We start from the raw sequence: 17327 nt of genomic DNA on the forward strand, positions 1-17327 counted from the left end.
TCAGGTCTGTGATTATAGCGATTGCGCGAGCCGCGCCCGCTGCGCGCTCGCCTCATTGAAGGGGAAAACAAGATGCCATCGTTTGACGTCGTCAGCGAAGCAAACATGATCGAAGTGAAGAACGCGATCGAACAATCGAACAAGGAAATCTCGACGCGTTTCGACTTCAAGGGTTCGGATTCACGCGTCGAACAGAAGGAGCGCGACCTCACGCTCTACGCCGACGACGATTTCAAGCTCGGCCAGGTCAAGGACGTGCTGGTCGGCAAGCTGGCCAAGCGCGGCGTCGACGTGCGTTTTCTCGACTACGGCAAGCAGGAAAAGATCGGCGGCGACAAGCTCAAGCAGGTCGTGACCATCAAGAAAGGCGTGTCGGGCGATCTGGCGAAGAAGGTCGTGAAAATCGTGAAGGACAGCAAGATCAAGGTGCAGGCGAGCATTCAGGGCGACGCGGTGCGCATACAAGGCACGAAGCGCGACGACCTGCAAAGCACCATCGCGCTGCTCAAAAAGGAAGTCACGGACACGCCGCTCGACTTCAACAACTTCCGCGACTGAGTTTTCACCTTTAGCAAGCGGGCCAACGGCGCAGGGCAGGACTTTCCCGCAGCGCCATGCAGCGCACGTAAAAACGCCGTTCCGCATGCCTGTGGAACGGCGTTTTGTTTGGTAGGCCGAGCGTTGCGCCGGTCCGCGCTCAGTCCGCTTCGCTCGCCGCCTGCGCCGCTTTCTTCTTGTCGCCGATACGGCTCTCCTGCCCCGCCAGCAACTTCGAAATATTGGCCCGATGCCGCCAGATGAGCAGCGCGCTCATCGCCAGCACGGCGAGCGAGATGCGGCTCGGCCCGAACAGGAACACCTGAAAAAACGGTGCGAAGACCGCTGCGACGAGCGCCGCGAGCGACGAATAGCGAAAGAAGAACGCGATGATCAGCCAGGTCAGCAAGGTAGCCGCCCCGAGCGCCGGATGAATGGCGAGCAGCACGCCGGCCGCCGTCGCGACGCCCTTGCCGCCCTGAAACTTGAAGAAGATCGGGTACAGATGCCCGAGAAAAACCGCGATGGCCGACAGCGCGATCGCGCTCGCGAGCCCGGCCGGATCGAGCCCCCAGCCCGCGCCGAAGTGCACGACGACCCACACGGGCAGCCAGCCTTTGAACGCATCGCCGATCAACGTGAGGATGGCCGCTTTCTTGTTGCCGGTGCGCAGCACGTTGGTCGCGCCGGGATTGCCCGAGCCGTACGAACGGGGATCGGCGAGGCCCATCGACTTGCTGACGACGACGGCGAATGAAATCGAGCCGATCAGATAGGACACGACGGCGACGATCAGAGGAATCATGTTGGCTCTTTCTTTGACGTGGCGAATGCGGTCAGCATTCTAATCGACGCTCGCGCACTGCACGGGCTTCGCGTTGAGCAAGCCGGTGAGCACCGCCGGATCGAGACTGACGAGATAGCCGCGCCGGCCGCCGTTCAGATAGATGATGTCGAGTTCGAGAATGCTCGATTCGACAAACACCGGCATTGCCTTCTTTGTGCCGAACGGCGACGTGCCGCCCACGAGATAGCCCGAATGCCGGTTCGCCACTTCGGGCTTGCATGGCTCGATGCGCTTCGCGCCCGTCTGCCGCGCGAGGTTCTTGGTCGACACCGTGCGGTCGCCATGCATGAGCACGATGAGCGGCTTCGCGTTCTCGTCTTCCATCACAAGTGTCTTGACGACGCGATGCTCGTCCACGCCGAGTTGCCGCGCGGACTCCTCCGTGCCGCCGTGCTCGACATAATCGTAGGGATGCTCGCCGAACTCGACCTTGTTACGGCGCAGAAACTGCGTCGCCGGGGTTTCGGAGACATGTTTGGTTTTCGACATGGAGGCATTGTAGCGGCGCGGCTTCATGCTCACCATCGGCTGAACGGCCAATGCAGCGGCACGATCGTTCTGGCGAACAAGTCAACCGCGCGGATGATGCTCCCGATGCAGCTTTTGCAAGCGCTCGCGCGCGACGTGCGTATAAATCTGCGTGGTCGAGATATCGGAGTGACCTAGCAGAAGCTGCACGACGCGCAAATCCGCGCCGTGATTGAGCAGATGCGTCGCGAACGCGTGACGCAGCGTGTGCGGCGAGAGCGGCGCCTGCACGCCGCCGTTCAGCGCATGACGCTTGATGATGTTCCAGAACTGCTGCCGCGTCATGCCCTCGCCGCGCGAGGTGACGAAGAGCGCATCCGCGGCGCGCGCGCCTAGCAACGCGGGACGCGATTCACGCAGATAACGCATCAGCCACTCATGCGCTTGTTCGCCGAAGGGCACGAGGCGTTCCTTCGAGCCCTTGCCCATCACGCGCACCACGCCTTCGTTCAGGCCGACGGCCACCGTCTTCAAGGTGACGAGTTCGGTGACGCGCAGGCCGCTCGCATACATCAGTTCGAGCATGGTGCGGTCGCGCAGACCGAGCGGCGTTTCGATGTCCGGCGCGCCGAGCAGCGCTTCGACTTGCGCTTCGTTGAGCGTCGATGGAAAACGCGGCGGCTGCTTCGCCGAGCGCAGCTTCAAGGTTGGATCGACCGTCGCGCGATGCTCGCGCAACGCCCAGCCGTAATATCGGCGGAACACGGACAGACGCCGGTTCGCGGAGGTCGCCTTGTCGCCACGGCGCGCAGCCATGTAGCCGTTCAGGTCGCTTTCACTCGCCGTGTCGATGGACCCGCCGCGCGTCTTCGCGAGCCATTCGGCGAAGAGCTTCAGGTCGCGGCGATACGCTTCGAGCGAATTCTTGGCGAGCCCGTGTTCGAGCCAGAGCGCGTCGCAAAAGAGATCGATTGAGTCCGAACTCGCGATCAGTTCCGGCGTCGGCAGTTCCTCGGCGATTGCGCTCATGCGATCGATACACCCTCATGCGCCAGCAACCAGCGCTTCACGTCACGAAAAAAGCCATCGCCGGGCGTATGCGCGAAGCCGCCTATCCCGCTCGATGAAACCACCCGGTGGCACGGTATCACGATCGGCAGCGGATTGGAGCCGCACGCTTGCCCGACCGCGCGCGGCACGCTGCCGACTTCGCGCGCGAGCTGGCCGTAGGTCCACACTTGTCCCGCCGCGATGCCAGAAATGCCCTTCCACACGCGCTCTTGAAACGCCGTGCCGCCGGTGCCGAGCGGCAGATCGAAACGCATGGCGGGTTGCTCGAAATATTGGCGAATCTGTGCGATGGCTTGTTGCACGAGCGGCTTGTCCGACTCGATGCTTTCGACCTCGCCCGGAAGATAGACGATCTCGCGCACGGCGCGCTCGTCGGCGCGAATGCCGACTTTGCCGAAGGGCGCGTCGATCACTGCATCGAAATGCTTCATGCCGGCCTCGCTATTTCGTCTGGCGCCGCGCGCTGCGCGAGCGCCCATTGCACATGCTCGCGAACCAGCGCGGAAGGATCGTCCATGCGCGCCTGCAACGCTTGCACGATACGCTCGCGCTCCACGCTTTCGAGCGACGCGCGCAGTGCATTGCCCATCGCCACCGCGATATTGCGTAGCCATCGCTCGTGTCCGATACGCCGGATCGCGCTGCCCTGCATGCGCGTGTCGAAGTCCTCGGCGCTCCACGCAAACAACTCGACGAGCGTGGAACGATCGAGCCCATGCCGCACATCGAAGTCCACGACCGGCGTGGCCTGCGCGAACTTGTTCCAAGGACACACGAGCTGACAATCGTCGCACCCATACACGCGATTGCCGATCAAAGGCCGCATCTCCTCGGGAATACTGCCTTGCAGTTCTATCGTCAGATACGAAATGCAGCGCCGCGCATCCACGCGATACGGCGCCACGATCGCGCCAGTCGGACATGCGCCGATACAGCGCGTGCACTGCCCGCAATGCGCGCCGTCCGTCTCGGGATGCGGGTCGACGGGCAATGCAATATCGACGTAAATCTCGCCGATGAAGAAGAGCGAACCGGCATCGCGATCGAGCAGCAACGTATGCTTGCCACGCCAGCCGACGCTTGCTTTTTGCGCCAGCGCGACTTCGAGAACCGGCGCGGAGTCCGTGAACGCGCGATGCCCGAACGGCCCGATGGCAGCTTCGATGCGCTCGGCCAGTTGCTGCAGCCGGTTGCGCATGACCTTGTGATAATCGCGGCCGCGCGCGTAGATCGAGACCATCGCCTGCGATGGATCGCTCAGGCGCGACCATTCGACGGCGCGCCAGTCGTTCCTCTGACCATCGGCTGTCGCGACACTTTCAGCGCCCTTGTGCTCGAGCGTCGCGCCAGGCAGATAAGCCATGCGCGCCGTGATGACCCGTCGCGTGCCGGCCACAAGCTCGGCGGGCCTTGCGCGTTTCATCCCATGTTTGGCCATATAATCCATCTCGCCGTGATAGCCTGCTTCAAGCCAACTGGCGAGGCCTTCCTCGGCATCCGTCAGGTTGGTATCGCCGATACCAACCGCACCGAATCCCAACTCGCGCCCCCACGTCTTGATGCGTAGCGCGAGTTCCGCCAGCGCGGCCTCATCGCCTAGTTCGACGTGATGCAAGGCGCGCGACTCATCGGCGGCGTCGCTGGACGCGGTCGTGATTTCAACGGAATGTTCCGGCAATCGGTTCATCACGACATTTTACGAGCAATGCCCGAAAGCCCTGTACGAACGACGCCTGATTTTCCTTCCGCGCTCCTCGAACGCCGCTTCGATCTGCGCGACGAAGCGGCAACGCTCGCCTTCGGGGAACGCTTTGCACGCGCCATCGACGAGACGCGCAAGCAAACCTCGGCCGAACGTTTTTCGGGCTTGCAGGTCCAGTTGATCGGTGACTTGGGCGCGGGCAAGACCACGCTCGTGCGCGCGACCTTGCGCGCGCTCGGTCATGCGGGCCGCGTGAAGAGTCCGACTTACACGCTCGTCGAGCCCTATTCGCTCGACACGCCAGGCGGGCCGCTCGATGTCTATCACTTCGATCTCTACCGCTTCGCCGATCCCGCCGAATGGGCCGATGCCGGCTTTCGCGAGTATTTCGATCGCGGCGCGGTGTGCCTCATCGAATGGCCGCAGCAAGCAGGCGGACTGCTCGGCGTGCCGGACCTCGTGTTCGAACTTGCCTTGCCCGACGAGAGCCGTGAAGTCGAAGAAGGCCGCGTGCTGAATGCGCGGGCGTTTAGCGAAACAGGAAAGACATGTCTCGAAAGATGCTGATCAAGCCGTTTCATTCGATCGAATCGGGTGCGAGCGCGCCGCACAACTGGCGGCGGCGTCAGGTGCTGCGCGCGGGCGCATCGACGCTTGCGCTTGCGCTCGTCGCACCGAAGCTCGCGCACGCGAGTTCCGTGCTCGGCGTGCGCGTGTGGCCCGCGCGCGATTACACGCGCGTGACCATCGAATCCGACCAGCCGCTCACGAACAGCAATCAGACGCTGCAAGGCCCGGACAGACTCGTCGTGGATCTGAACGGCATCGATCTGGATCAGTCGCTGCGCGATCTCGTCTCGAAGATCACGCCGAACGATCCGCAGATTCAATCGGTGCGCGTCGGTCAGTACCAGCCGCATGTCGTGCGCATGGTGTTCGACCTCAAGGGTTCGGTCAAGCCGCAGGTCTTCACGCTAGGGCCGATTGGCAGCTACAAGTATCGGCTCGTGTTCGATCTTTACCCGGCCGTCGCGCCCGATCCGCTGATGGAACTGCTCGCGCAGTCCGAGCACAAGCAGGAGGCCTTCGACCGCGCCAATCCGAATCCTTCCGCGCCGCCGCCCGCCACGCTTTCGGGGCCGGCCACGCCGCAGAAATCGCTCTCGCAGGATTCGACCGACGAGTTTTTCCAGAAGTACGCTCAGGGCGATGCCCCGGACAACGCCGCGTCGGTGGCGCCGAAGCCCGTGCCTATGCCTGCGCCATCCGTGCCGAAGCCGTCGCGCGTCGTGCCGCCCGTGATCGCGAAGAAGGATGACGACGACAGCGACCAATACACGTTCTCGCAGCCCAAGCAGGATCGCTCGGGGACGACGCGCCTTCTGACTGTGGCCATCGATCCGGGTCACGGTGGCGAAGATCCCGGCGCTATCGGCGGCGCGGGGACGTATGAGAAGCACATTGCGCTCGATATCGCGAAGAAGCTGCGCGCGAAGATCGACGCGCAACCCAACATGCGCGCCATGATGACGCGTGATGCCGATTTCTTCGTGCCACTCAATGTGCGTGTGCAGAAGGCGCAGCGTGTCGGCGCCGATCTATTCGTGTCGATTCATGCGGACGCGTTTACCGAGTCTTCGGCGCGTGGTTCTTCCGTTTTCGCGTTGTCGGAACATGGTGCGTCGAGCGCGGCGGCGCGGTGGATGGCCGCCAAGGAAAATTCGTCGGATCAGGTCGGTGGCATCAACGTGAAATCGCAAGACGCTAGCGTGAATCGCGCGCTTTTCGACATGTCCACTACGGCGCAGATTCGCGATTCCATGCGGTATGGGAGTTTCGTGCTGAATGAAATCGGGGGCATTAACAAACTGCACAAGGGGTCGGTCGAGCAGGCAGGGTTTGCCGTGCTCAAGGCACCGGATATTCCCTCGATTCTCGTCGAAACCGCGTTTATCAGTAACCCGGATGAGGAGACTCGCCTCAACGATGATGCCTATCGGGACAAGATGGCTAGCGCCATTATGAAAGGCATCAGGCGGTATTTTGCTGCTAATCCGCCTTTGGCTAAGAGTCGCATGACTTGAAGACGTTGGTTTGCGGTTCTTTTGCGGTTCTCGGGCAGTCTCGTTCAGTAGCCGCCTCCCCGGCGGGGGGGTCCCTTTCTTTGCTGCTGCAAAGAAAGGAACCAAAGAAAGCAGCTTTGGAACCGGCATCTGAAGCACAACTGGTTCCCCGCTATTTACCACAAACCCCTTGTGCACTCCCCCTCCACTCACGCTCTCGGTAAAACTCACAAGATCAAAGCTTTTTTCGGAGTCGCTGTTCGATTTTTTTCACTGGCACTTTCAAGGAAGTCGGCCGTTGTATTGCTTTTTTCTTTAGCGTCTTCCCTTTAAGGGTCCGTTTTTTTGCGGTTTTTTTTATCGCGGGATGGGGAATAGTCTCTGTTTCAAGCGTGCGCCGAATACATTGACCGCCAATCCCGCCATTACCAGCGCCGCGCCCGCTACTTCCGCCGGTGTCAGTGCCTCGCCCAGAAACACCGCCGCCGATGCAATGCCTATCACCGGCACCAATAACGAGAACGGTGCGACCTGCGCCGCCGGATAGCGCGCAAGCAATTTGCCCCACAAGCTGTAGCCAATGATGGTCGCGATGAACGAGAGATAAACGATCGCGAAAATCGATATCGACGGGATCGCCGCAAGGCTCGCTTCAATGCGCGCCGGGCCCTCGAAAATCAACGACAACGCAAGAAACGGCAGCGGCGGTATCAGGCTCGCCCACACTACGAGCGACAGCAAGTCGACCTTGCCCATGCGCTTCGTGACGACATTGCCAAGCGCCCACATCGACGCCGCGCCAAGCGTGAACAAGAACCCTGTGAGGGTCATCGCGTGGCCGCCCTGCATGCCGATCAGCGCTAGCCCGGCCGCCGCGATCAAGAGTCCAGCTATATTCATCGCGCGTATGCGCTCGCCAAGCATGAAGGCGGCAAAGATCAAGGTGAAGAACGCCTGCGCCTGCAAGACGAGCGAAGCAAGTCCCGCCGGCATGCCGACCGACATGCCATAGAACAACAACGCAAACTGGCCGAACGAAATGGAAAGGCCATAAGCGAAAAGCCAGCGCAGCGGAATTCGCGGGCGCTTGACGAAGAAGACCGGCACCGCGGCCAGCGCGAATCGCAAGGCGCCCAGCAAGAACGGCGGCACGCCGTGCAAACCCAGTTTGATGACGACGAAATTCACGCCCCACGCGAGAATCACCACCGACGCAATCAGCAAGTCCCTTGGCGACATCGCCGCTCCTTCGTGCACTTCGATTGAAAGTCACACGAGTTTAGCGGGGCGCACTCTGCGGTGGCTTGTGAAAAACTGCGCTCACAACGCCTTGCCGTCTTGGCGCATGCAGACAAAAAAACGCCCGCGCCTCCCAAGGGAAGCGCGGGCGCTTCACAGCAATCCAGACCGCTTACTTGCTTTGGCCGGATTCCGCTGCCGCATTGTTGCCGGTTTCGACGTCAGGCGTCTTCTTGCCTGCCGACGGATGCGCGCTGTGCTTGCGCATCTTGTGCTTGGTCGTGCCCGACGACGACGTGCCATCGGTCGACGCGCCAGTGTCGGTCTGGCCCATGGCCGCCGACGAGTTGCCCGACGAGGTCTGGGCCATTGCGCCGGTTGCAGCCGTGGCGCTCAAAAGACCTGCGGTGATGGCGATCAACAGTTTATTCTTGCTCATGGTTTCCTCTCCTATCAATTGACGTTTGCGCAAATTCTGCACGCATGCTGCAAAAAGCGCGGTCCCTTCGTAAAAAACACGTGAAGCACGCGTAACTCCGCACGAAGTCGATGAAGCGTTTTCCACATCCCCGATGAGAGCGCATCGCCGCAGCGGCCGGTAGAATCGGCGGTTCCAGGCGCGCAACCGGCGCGTCAGCTACCGGAACCGCCAATGTCCACGTCGATCCGCGTCCTGCTCAAACCACATCAACACGATGTCGGCGGCCTCACGGTGAGGCGCGTGCTCCCCGCACTGGCGGCACGCACTGTCGGACCCTTCATCTTCTTCGACCACATCGGTCCCGCAACCCTCGTGCCCGGACAGGGACTGGATGTACGGCCGCATCCGCATATCGGGCTCGCAACCGTCACCTATCTCTTCGAAGGCGCCATCATGCATCGCGACAGCGTCGACTCCGTGCAGAAGATCGTGCCCGGCGACGTCAACTGGATGACCGCCGGGCGCGGCATCGTCCATTCGGAACGTACGCCCGACGAGGAACGCGAGCGAGGCCAGACGATGCATGGCATCCAGACCTGGGTCGCGCTGCCGGTGGCAAGCGAGGAAGTCGAGCCTTCGTTCGAGCATCATGCGGCGTCCGCCTTGCCGCAAATCGAGCGCGACGGCGTGACTTTGCGCGTAATCGCGGGCACCGCGTTCGGCGCCCAAGCGCCCACGCGCACGTTCTCGCCAACGCTTTACGTCGCCGCCGATTTCGCTCGCGGCAGCGCGCTCACGCTCGATACCGAACACGAGGAACGCGGCGTGTATCTCGTCGAAGGCGATCTGTCCATCGACGGCGAAACGCTGCCCGAACAGCAAATGGCCGTGCTCGAACCGGGCGCGCCGGTGCATTTCGAGAGCGCGAACGGCGCGCGCGTGATGATCCTCGGTGGCGCGCCGCTCGACGGCGCACGCATCATCGAATGGAATTTCGTCGCCAGTTCGCGCGACAAGATCGAGGCCGCGAAACAGGCATGGAGCGAGCAGCGCATGGGGCACGTTTCCGGCGAGACGGAGTTCATTCCGCTGCCGCCCGCGCGCCGCGAGAATCGCGCGCCCGAGGCATGAGACGTGCATCGGCGTGAATCAACGCCGTGGCCGTTGAGAGTTATGCAAGCGTCCCCATCTAATTTCAAGACACATTGCAGGCATTAGGAGAGAACGCATGGAAACGACCCTCGCTACGTTTGAAAACGACGTCATCAACGCGTCGATGCTCGCGCCCGTTCTCGTCGATTTCTGGGCTCCGTGGTGCGGCCCGTGCAAGACGCTCGGTCCGATGTTGGAACGGCTCGAAGCCGAAGCCGCCGGCAACTGGAAGCTCGTCAAGGTGAATGTCGACGAGAATCAGGAACTCGCGCAGCACTTCCAGGTGCGCAGCATTCCGCACGTGATCGCGTTTGCGGAAGGCCGGCCAGTGGACCAGTTCATCGGCGTGTTGCCCGAAGGCCAATTGCGCGAGTTTCTCGACCGGCTCGTGCCCGCTGGCGCCGAGGCCGAGCGCCGCGCCGCGCACGACGCGTGGGCGAGCGGTAACCGCAAGGACGCGATCGATCGCATCAAGGCCACGATCGCGCTCGATCCGAGTTACGAAGATGCGCGCCTCGATTTGATCGAATGGCTGATCGCGGAACGGCGGATCGACGAAGCGAAGGAAGAAGACAAGCTGCTTTCGCCTAAGACGACGCAGGGCATCGACGCGCGCTACAACGCGCTCAAGACCGAACTCGACGCCGCCGATGCAGCCGCCGGACTGCCGCCCGCCGACGATCTCATCGCGGCGGTGAACGCGAAACCGGACGATCTCGAAGCGCGCTTTGCGCTTGCGAACCGTTTGATCGCCGGCCGCGATTACGGTGGTGCGCTGGAACATCTGCTCGAAATCGTCGTGCGCGATCGCGCGTTCATGGACGACGTCGGCCGCAAGACGATGCTATCGGTGTTCGAACTTGCGGCGAATCAACCGGATGTCGTGGCGTACTGGCGGCGCAGGCTGAGTGCCGCGATGAATTGAGCATGCATGATCGCTCGTGGATGCAAAAACGGCCAGCTCGTGGAAGCTGGCCGTTTTTTTGTTGGCTGCGGTTCGCCGCGTGACGTCAAGCAGCGCATGTTCGCCGTGTGGCCACGTCGACTCGCGTGCATGCATGCAACTGGCGGGTTTGCCGCGACGCCAGCTCGTCATATTCGTGCGAAAACCGACCTGCCATCGACGCAAGCCACCACCATTCATGCTTCTGTGACTCTATGGCACGCCGTTGTTACGTCCTCGCAAGAACCTGCCGCCCTAAGCCGCCTTCTTCGCCAACGCCCGAAGCACGAACGCCGCCGCCGCGAACCCAAAGCTCGCCGTCACACACACGCTGGACCCGAAACCCGCGCAATTCAGCCCGACCGGGCCCGCGTATTCCGCGCCGGTTTCCAGATGCTCCGCGCCCTCGCTGATATCGCAAGCCACCGCTTCCGGGTAAATGAGCGGCTCGTCCGAATACACCGCGCTGACCTTGAAACGCGCCTTCGGTCCGCGCGGAAAGCCATGCATTTTGCGCAACTGGCCGCGCACTTTCGAAAGCAGCGGGTCCTGAATGGTCAGCGCCAGGTCGTCGATGCGAATACGCGTCGGATCGAGCTGCCCGCCCGCGCCGCCCACCGTGATCAGCGGCTGCTTGTTCGCGACACACCACGCAATGAGTGCGGTTTTCGTGCGCACGCTGTCGATGGCATCGACGATGAAGTCGAAACCGCCGCCGAGCATCGCATCGAAATTACCCGGCTCCACGAAGTCCTCGATCTGCCGCACGTCGCAGGCGGGATCGATCAAACGGATGCGCTCGGCCATCGCCGTGACCTTGGCCTTGCCGTAGTTGCCGTCGAGCGCGTGGATCTGCCGGTTGGTGTTGCTTTCGGCGACGTTGTCGAGATCGATCAACGTGAGCTTGCCGATTGCGCTGCGCGCCAGCGCTTCAGCCACCCACGATCCCACGCCGCCTATGCCGATCACCGCGACATGCGCGCCTTCGAACGCCGCGAGCGCAGGCGCGCCATACAGACGCGCGATGCCGCCGAAGCGTCGGTCGCGGTCGGCGATCTCGTCGGCGGAAGGTGACTCGTTGGGAGCGATGGTGGCAGTCATAGGTGGAAGCAGAAACCGAAAAAGCGCGGGAGGGCTTCGCGGAGCATGGGCAAAAACAAGCCAAACGCCGCTGCGGCCCGTCAGGCATAGCTTACAAGCGCCTGTCTAATTGACAAAGTTGGTAGACCATTCATGCAGAAAGCGCGCGAATTGCGTATTCTGCCTTATCGAAACCCAAGGGGTGATAGCCGGACCGGATTCACCACGGCAAGGGCAAGAAAGAACCACCTTGGCTATACTGACGCCGACTGTAGCGTTTGCATAAAAATGACCACCCTCGCAGACCTTCGCAAAAATTATTCTCGCGGCTCACTCGACGCCGCCGACGTCGCGCCGGAGCCGGTGCGCCAGTTCGACACCTGGTTCGCCCAGGCGCTCGACGCGAAACTGCCCGAACCCAACGCCATGACCTTGGCCACCGTCGACGAGAACGGCCGGCCCTCCGCGCGCATCGTGCTGATCAAGGGGTTCGACGAACGTGGCTTCGTTTTTTTTACCAATTACGATAGCCGCAAAGGCCGCGAAATCGCCGCCAATCCCGCGGCAAGTCTGCTGTTCCACTGGATCGAGCTCGAACGTCAGGTGCGTGTCGAAGGCGTGATCGTCAAGACGAGCGCCGAGGAAAGCGATGCCTATTTTCAGTCCCGGCCGCTCGGATCGCGCATTGGCGCGTGGGCGTCGGAACAGAGTCAGCCGCTCGAAAGCCGCGAGGCGCTCGAAGCGCGCGAGCGCGAAATGATCGAAAAATTCGGCGACGCACCGCCGCGCCCGCCACACTGGGGCGGCTACCGGCTCGTGCCGGACACCATCGAATTCTGGCAGGGACGTCCGTCGCGGCTGCATGACCGCATCGTCTATGAGCGCGAGCGCGCGGACGGCCCGTGGGATATCAAGAGGCTCGCACCCTAAGACGGGTCCGGTAGCAGGCAGTACGTCGTCATAAAACGCAGCACCACGGCAACGAACATGAAGGCGCGTCGATGCACGGGCATCCAGAACCGGCACGGCGGGCCTTCCCCTTGATTTTCTTTAGCGCGGAGAAGCAAGCATGTTCTGGGAGAAGAAGCTGACGCAATGGGTCGAGGAAGTGCGGGCCAGGGCCAACCTGCCTGCGCGCCTCGTGCTTTGGGATGGACAGCAGCACGACTTCGGGCAGTTCGCCGCGCCGCAAGTCACGTTGCATGTAAAGAGCGCGACGGCGCTGCCTTATCTGCTGGAACCGAGTCTCGACAATCTCGGTGAAGCGTACGTGAAAGGCAAGATCGATATCGAGGGCAAGCTCTCGGACATCATCAACGTCGGTTATTCGCTCGCGAAGAACACCGTCACGAGCGCGGGCAAGCTGGCTCGCGTGCGGCGCTACTTCAATCACTCGAAGGCGTCGGACAAGAAGGCCATTCAGTACCACTACGATGTGTCGAACGAGTTCTATCAGCTCTGGCTCGACAAGAACATGGTGTACTCGTGCGCGTACTTCGAAAACGGCGACGAAGATTTGGCCACCGCGCAGATCAAGAAGATCGATCACATCCTGACCAAGATTCAGGTGCAGCCGGGCCATCGTTTGCTCGACATTGGCTGCGGCTGGGGCGCGCTCGTGATCCGCGCCGCGCAGAAGTTCGGCGCGAAGTGCGTGGGCGTGACGCTCTCGGAAAACCAGTTCAAGCTCGCGACGCAGCGCGTGAAAGATGCGGGCCTCGAAGATCAGATCGAAATCCGTCTGCAAGATTATCGCGACGTGCCGGGGCAATTCGACCGCATCACGAGCGTGGGCATGTTCGAGCACGTCGGACGCAAGAATCTGCCGGGCTACTTTGCAAAGATTCGCGATCTGCTGGTCGATGACGGCGTCGCGATGAATCACGGCATCACGTCATCCGACGCCGACAGCGGCGAGACCGCGCTCGGCGGCGGCGAGTTTATCGACCGCTACGTGTTTCCGGATGGCGAGTTGCCGCATATCGGTCTCGCGCTCGAAAGCATGCAGCGCGGCGGGCTGGAAGCGATCGACATCGAAAGCTTGCGCCGGCATTACGCCCGCACGCTCGACATCTGGGCCGAGAGCTTCGAGGCAAACGCCGAGCAAGCCAAGAAGCTTGTGGATGACGAGAAATTCCGCATCTGGCGCGTGTATCTCGCGGGTTGCGCGTACGCGTTCGAGAACGACGACGTGTCGATCTATCAAGTGGTGTGCCGCAAGGCGGGCCGCAGCGCGACGACATTGCCGTGGTCGCGGAAATACATTTACGAGAAGGCGCTCTGAAGCAGGGATCGAAGTTTTCGGAAGAGGACGCTGCGCGTGACGGCGACGCGCAGGGCTCCCTGCTCGACGACGCGGCGCCGAGTGAGATTGCGCCAGCCGGTGAGCTAGAGTGCCTGCCGGCGTCGGCGGAACACGGGCAAGCCACAGAACCCGACCTGTTCGACGAACCCGCGCCGCGCAAGCCCGCGAGCCAGCCGAAGGCACGCGGCGTCCTGCCTGCGCCATTGAACGCCGATCTCGACGCGCTCGCGAAAAAACTGCCCGAAGCCATTCATCTCGGCACATCGACGTGGTCGTTTCCGGGCTGGCGCGGCATCGTCTACGGCGACGCGTATTCGAACACGAAGCTCTCGCGCGACGGCCTCACCGCCTACAGCGCGCATCCGTTGTTGCGCTGCGTGTCCATCGACCGCTCGTTCTACGCACCGCTTTCGCTCGCCGACTACGCGCGGTATGCGAGCCAGGTGCCGGAGCACTTTCGCTTCATCGTGAAGGCGCCTGCCGCCGTCACCGACGCCTTTATCCGCGGCCAGCGCGGCGCGCCCGATGCGGAGAACCCCGCGTTTCTAAACGCGCGGATTGCCATCGACGAATTTGTGGCACCGTGCATCGGCGGGCTTGGGACGAAAGCCGGCGCGCTCGTGTTCCAGTTCTCGCCGCTGCCAGATGCGATGATCGTCGAGCCATCGCGCTTCATCGACCGGTTGGCGGCGTTTCTCGGCGCGCTTCCGCCGCTCGAAGGCGAGACGCGTTACGCCGTCGAATTGCGCGACGCCGTCATGCTGACACCGCGCTTCATACGCGCGCTGCGGGACGCGAACGTGCGCTATTGCATCGGCGTGCATGCGCGCATGCCGGACGTGCGTCGCCAGGCGAAGGCGCTCGCGTTGCTGGACGAAGAAACGCTAGGGCCGCTCGTCGTGCGCTGGAGTCTGCATAGCGGCTTTCGCTACGAACAGGCGAAGGCGAAGTACGAGCCGTTCGACCAAATAGTCGATGAAGACCGCGACACGCGCGAGGCGCTGGCCGAACTGGCCGCGCGATATGCGATCGCGGGCCAGCCGGTGGTCATCGCGGCGAACAACAAGGCGGAGGGTTCCGCGCCGCTTACGTGCTTCGAGCTTGCGCGTGGGATTGCGCGGGAATGCGAGCGCGTACTACGCGGCTAGCGGTAAAGCTATAACGTGCGACGGCTGAAATCGACCGGGCTCCCCGGCGTACTGGCTGAACGCTCTATCCACCGCTATCGAGCCGCACTTCAGGCACGGCTCGCATGCCGTCACGTCTTTGCTTCAAGCGCGACTTGAGCGCCAGGATGCCTCGCCTTATGGCATGGACTGAACGCGGCGACTTCCCGGCTCCGACACGGTATGCAGACCGCCCTCAAGCGCGGCCTCCGCCCCGCCCTTCACTTCTTCAACCGATGCGCGAACTTCTTGCGGAACTTCGCGACCTTCGGGCCGACGACCGCCGCGCAATACCCCTGGTTCGGATGCTGCTCGAAGTAGTTCTGGTGATACGCTTCGGCCGGATAGTAGTCGTTATCGAGCGCGGTGACCTGCGTGACGATCTTGCCGCCGAAGACATCCTCGCGCTGCAGTTCATCGATCACTTCGAGCGCGACCTTGCGCTGCTCGTCCGAATGCGTGAACACCGCCGAGCGATACTGCGTGCCCACGTCATTACCCTGGCGATTGAGTTGCGTCGGATCGTGCGTCGCGAAGAAAATCTCAAGCACTTCGCGGTAGCTGATGATCGCCGGATCGAACACGACCTTCACCACTTCCGCGTGGCCAGTTTCGCCATCGCAGACCTGTTCGTACGACGGATCGACCACCTTGCCGCCCGCATAGCCGGATTCGACCGACACCACGCCTTCGACCGCCAGAAACACCGCTTCCGTGCACCAGAAGCAACCGCCGCCGAGCGTCGCGGTTTCGGTTCTCGCCTGCTCATTCTGCTGGGTCATGCGCAACTCCTCGTCAAGTGCATGCGGCCATGCCGCGGATCATCCATATGGATGCGCCTCGCCGCTTCTTCAACATTCCACGGTTTCTTCGATGTTTCCGATGCGCGCGAAGGGCTTGCTCCGAGCTTACCGGCTTTTACAAAGCGGCGTTGGCCACACTGCCGGCGCTGGCTTATGGCGGTTCCGGACGGCTGATTCCGCTAGAATCGAGCCAATCTCCAGCTTTTAGACAACACGAGAACAGGTCCTTCCGATTCGAATGCAACACGTATCCGGTTCGGCAAGACGAGATTCCACCAACTGATGACAAGCCCTTTCGCCCCGAGGAAATGCGCGTCCGGATCGGCATAAAACAAGACACTTCTAACCGATGACAAGTCCTCTCGCTCCAAGCGAAACTCGTCAGGTCGGCGAAAAAACAAGACGACTTTGCCCGATGACAAGCGCTAAAACCCCGAACTTCGATCCGAAAGAATTCCGCGCCGCGCTCGGCCAGTTTGCGACGGGCGTGACCGTCATCACCACGCGCACCGAATCCGGGCAGTTGATCGGCATCACGGCCAGTTCGTTTAATTCGGTATCGCTCGACCCGCCGCTCGTGCTGTGGAGTCTCGCCACCAAGTCGGCTTCGATGTCGGTGTTTCGCGCCAATAGTCACTACGTGGTGAACGTGCTCGCGGCATCGCAACTGGAGCTTTGCCGGCGCTTCGCCACGGTCAAGGGCGACCGCTTCGCGGGCGTCTCGCACGCGGCGGGCGACACCGGCATGCCAGTGCTCGACGGCGCGATTGCCTGGTTCGAATGCCACAATCGCAGCCGCTACGACGAAGGCGACCACGTGATCTTTGTCGGCGAAGTGGAGCGCTGTGGCGTGCGCGCGAAAGACGACAGCGCGCCTCCGCTGGTGTTTCACGCCGGCGGATTCCACACGTTGGGATCGATCGAATAAGCCCCTCGACGCTTGAATATCAACGCCTGAGGCTCAAGGCGGGCTGCTTGGCCGCGCCGGTTGTTCGATCAGCGCGACGGGCACGCCTGCATCGTCCTTCATGGTTTGCAAGACGATATTCGAGCGAATGTCGATAACGCCCGGCGCCTTATACAGCTTGCTCAGAATGAAATCCGAGTAGTGCTTGAGGTTGTGCGCGAGCACGCGCAACACGTAATGCGTGTCGCCCGTGACGACGAACGCGCCCACCACTTCCGGCCATTCGCGCACGGCGGCCGCGAACTTCTCGTGCCAGTTTTCCTGGTCGTTGCGCATGGAGACGTGCACGAAGGCTTCGAGCTCGATGCCCAGCCGCTCACGGTCCAGACACGCGCGATAGCTCGCAATCACGCCCTCTTCTTCGAGCAGGCGCATGCGGCGCAAACACGCCGAAGGCGAGAGCGCGATGCGCTCCGCAAGGTCCAGGTTACTGATCCGTCCATCTTCCTGCAGTACCGCCAGAATTCGGCAATCTGTTGCATCGAGCGTGAATCCGGTCATTTTTTAGTCCCCTAGCCCGTTTCATCGAATTATGTTCTAGCCACAACGTTTTTGGGTAGTTT

At 62.0% G+C, this 17327-nt stretch carries 19 protein-coding genes; 9 read left to right on the forward strand and 10 right to left on the reverse strand.

Annotation, left to right across the window (positions count from 1 at the left end):
- Window positions 1-72 precede the first annotated feature (72 nt).
- On the forward strand, window positions 73-558 hold the full coding sequence (locus tag LDZ28_RS10840) for a YajQ family cyclic di-GMP-binding protein (protein ID WP_244826159.1): 486 nt from the start codon (window positions 73-75) through the stop codon (window positions 556-558).
- Between the two features lie 139 nt (window positions 559-697).
- Here the strand turns inward: LDZ28_RS10840 and plsY are convergent, their stop codons facing one another.
- From plsY to queG, 5 genes are all read right to left on the reverse strand, one after another.
- A complete protein-coding gene (plsY, locus tag LDZ28_RS10845; RefSeq protein ID WP_244826160.1) occupies window positions 698-1342 on the reverse strand; it encodes a glycerol-3-phosphate 1-O-acyltransferase PlsY in 645 nt (214 codons plus the stop codon).
- A 39-nt stretch (window positions 1343-1381) separates the two neighbouring features.
- Window positions 1382-1873: a Cys-tRNA(Pro) deacylase gene (gene ybaK / locus LDZ28_RS10850; protein ID WP_244826161.1), complete on the reverse strand. Its 492-nt coding sequence runs from the start codon at window positions 1871-1873 to the stop codon at window positions 1382-1384.
- An 81-nt stretch (window positions 1874-1954) separates the two neighbouring features.
- Complete coding sequence (xerD, locus tag LDZ28_RS10855) at window positions 1955-2881, reverse strand: site-specific tyrosine recombinase XerD (RefSeq protein WP_244826162.1); 927 nt, start codon at window positions 2879-2881, stop codon at window positions 1955-1957.
- Window positions 2878-3354, reverse strand: a complete 477-nt coding sequence (locus LDZ28_RS10860; RefSeq protein ID WP_244826163.1) for a methylated-DNA--[protein]-cysteine S-methyltransferase — start codon at window positions 3352-3354, stop codon at window positions 2878-2880. Before LDZ28_RS10860 ends, xerD begins: the two co-directional genes overlap by 4 nt.
- Window positions 3351-4610, reverse strand: a complete 1260-nt coding sequence (queG, locus tag LDZ28_RS10865) for a tRNA epoxyqueuosine(34) reductase QueG (protein WP_244826164.1) — start codon at window positions 4608-4610, stop codon at window positions 3351-3353. Before queG ends, LDZ28_RS10860 begins: the two co-directional genes overlap by 4 nt.
- 18 nt (window positions 4611-4628) lie before the next feature.
- Between queG and tsaE the strand changes: the two genes are divergently transcribed.
- Both tsaE and LDZ28_RS10875 read left to right on the forward strand, forming a co-directional pair.
- Entirely contained in the window at window positions 4629-5192 is a 564-nt protein-coding gene (gene tsaE / locus LDZ28_RS10870; RefSeq protein WP_244826165.1) for a tRNA (adenosine(37)-N6)-threonylcarbamoyltransferase complex ATPase subunit type 1 TsaE, read from the forward strand.
- The gene (locus LDZ28_RS10875; RefSeq protein ID WP_244826166.1) at window positions 5174-6709 is read left to right on the forward strand and encodes an N-acetylmuramoyl-L-alanine amidase; all 1536 of its coding nucleotides are present in this window, start codon (window positions 5174-5176) and stop codon (window positions 6707-6709) included. The genes tsaE and LDZ28_RS10875 overlap by 19 nt, the downstream gene beginning before the upstream one ends.
- 336 nt (window positions 6710-7045) lie before the next feature.
- Here the strand turns inward: LDZ28_RS10875 and LDZ28_RS10880 are convergent, their stop codons facing one another.
- Both LDZ28_RS10880 and LDZ28_RS10885 read right to left on the reverse strand, forming a co-directional pair.
- Window positions 7046-7927 (reverse strand): EamA family transporter, encoded by an 882-nt coding sequence (locus tag LDZ28_RS10880; RefSeq protein ID WP_244826167.1) that lies wholly within the window; start codon window positions 7925-7927, stop codon window positions 7046-7048.
- Window positions 7928-8099: 172 nt separating this feature from the next.
- Window positions 8100-8366 (reverse strand): hypothetical protein, encoded by a 267-nt coding sequence (locus LDZ28_RS10885; RefSeq protein ID WP_244826168.1) that lies wholly within the window; start codon window positions 8364-8366, stop codon window positions 8100-8102.
- A 213-nt stretch (window positions 8367-8579) separates the two neighbouring features.
- Between LDZ28_RS10885 and LDZ28_RS10890 the strand changes: the two genes are divergently transcribed.
- Both LDZ28_RS10890 and trxA read left to right on the forward strand, forming a co-directional pair.
- Window positions 8580-9479, forward strand: a complete 900-nt coding sequence (locus tag LDZ28_RS10890) for a pirin family protein (RefSeq protein ID WP_244826169.1) — start codon at window positions 8580-8582, stop codon at window positions 9477-9479.
- A 97-nt stretch (window positions 9480-9576) separates the two neighbouring features.
- Window positions 9577-10425 carry a thioredoxin gene (gene trxA / locus LDZ28_RS10895; protein ID WP_244826170.1) on the forward strand — a complete coding sequence of 283 codons (849 nt, stop codon included), beginning with the start codon at window positions 9577-9579 and terminating at the stop codon, window positions 10423-10425.
- 273 nt (window positions 10426-10698) lie between these two features.
- Here trxA and LDZ28_RS10900 read toward each other — a convergent pair whose 3' ends face one another.
- On the reverse strand, window positions 10699-11544 hold the full coding sequence (locus LDZ28_RS10900; protein ID WP_244826171.1) for a ThiF family adenylyltransferase: 846 nt from the start codon (window positions 11542-11544) through the stop codon (window positions 10699-10701).
- Between the two features lie 267 nt (window positions 11545-11811).
- Between LDZ28_RS10900 and pdxH the strand changes: the two genes are divergently transcribed.
- From pdxH to LDZ28_RS10915, 3 genes are all read left to right on the forward strand, one after another.
- The gene (pdxH, locus tag LDZ28_RS10905; protein WP_244828102.1) at window positions 11812-12453 is read left to right on the forward strand and encodes a pyridoxamine 5'-phosphate oxidase; all 642 of its coding nucleotides are present in this window, start codon (window positions 11812-11814) and stop codon (window positions 12451-12453) included.
- Window positions 12454-12592: 139 nt separating this feature from the next.
- Complete coding sequence (locus LDZ28_RS10910; RefSeq protein ID WP_244826172.1) at window positions 12593-13807, forward strand: cyclopropane-fatty-acyl-phospholipid synthase family protein; 1215 nt, start codon at window positions 12593-12595, stop codon at window positions 13805-13807.
- Window positions 13771-14976 carry a DUF72 domain-containing protein gene (locus LDZ28_RS10915; protein ID WP_244826173.1) on the forward strand — a complete coding sequence of 402 codons (1206 nt, stop codon included), beginning with the start codon at window positions 13771-13773 and terminating at the stop codon, window positions 14974-14976. Before LDZ28_RS10910 ends, LDZ28_RS10915 begins: the two co-directional genes overlap by 37 nt.
- 239 nt (window positions 14977-15215) lie before the next feature.
- Here LDZ28_RS10915 and msrA read toward each other — a convergent pair whose 3' ends face one another.
- Window positions 15216-15776, reverse strand: a complete 561-nt coding sequence (msrA, locus tag LDZ28_RS10920; RefSeq protein ID WP_244826174.1) for a peptide-methionine (S)-S-oxide reductase MsrA — start codon at window positions 15774-15776, stop codon at window positions 15216-15218.
- A gap of 436 nt (window positions 15777-16212) precedes the next feature.
- Here msrA and LDZ28_RS10925 point away from each other — a divergent pair, with 436 nt between their 5' ends.
- Window positions 16213-16725: a flavin reductase family protein gene (locus LDZ28_RS10925; protein ID WP_244826175.1), complete on the forward strand. Its 513-nt coding sequence runs from the start codon at window positions 16213-16215 to the stop codon at window positions 16723-16725.
- Window positions 16726-16758: 33 nt separating this feature from the next.
- On the opposite strand, the gene LDZ28_RS10930 is transcribed toward LDZ28_RS10925, so the two are convergent.
- Window positions 16759-17265 carry an Lrp/AsnC family transcriptional regulator gene (locus tag LDZ28_RS10930; RefSeq protein WP_244826176.1) on the reverse strand — a complete coding sequence of 169 codons (507 nt, stop codon included), beginning with the start codon at window positions 17263-17265 and terminating at the stop codon, window positions 16759-16761.
- Window positions 17266-17327 lie beyond the last annotated feature (62 nt).

It is taken from the genome of Caballeronia sp. TF1N1 (assembly GCF_022878925.1).
Lineage (GTDB): Bacteria > Pseudomonadota > Gammaproteobacteria > Burkholderiales > Burkholderiaceae > Caballeronia.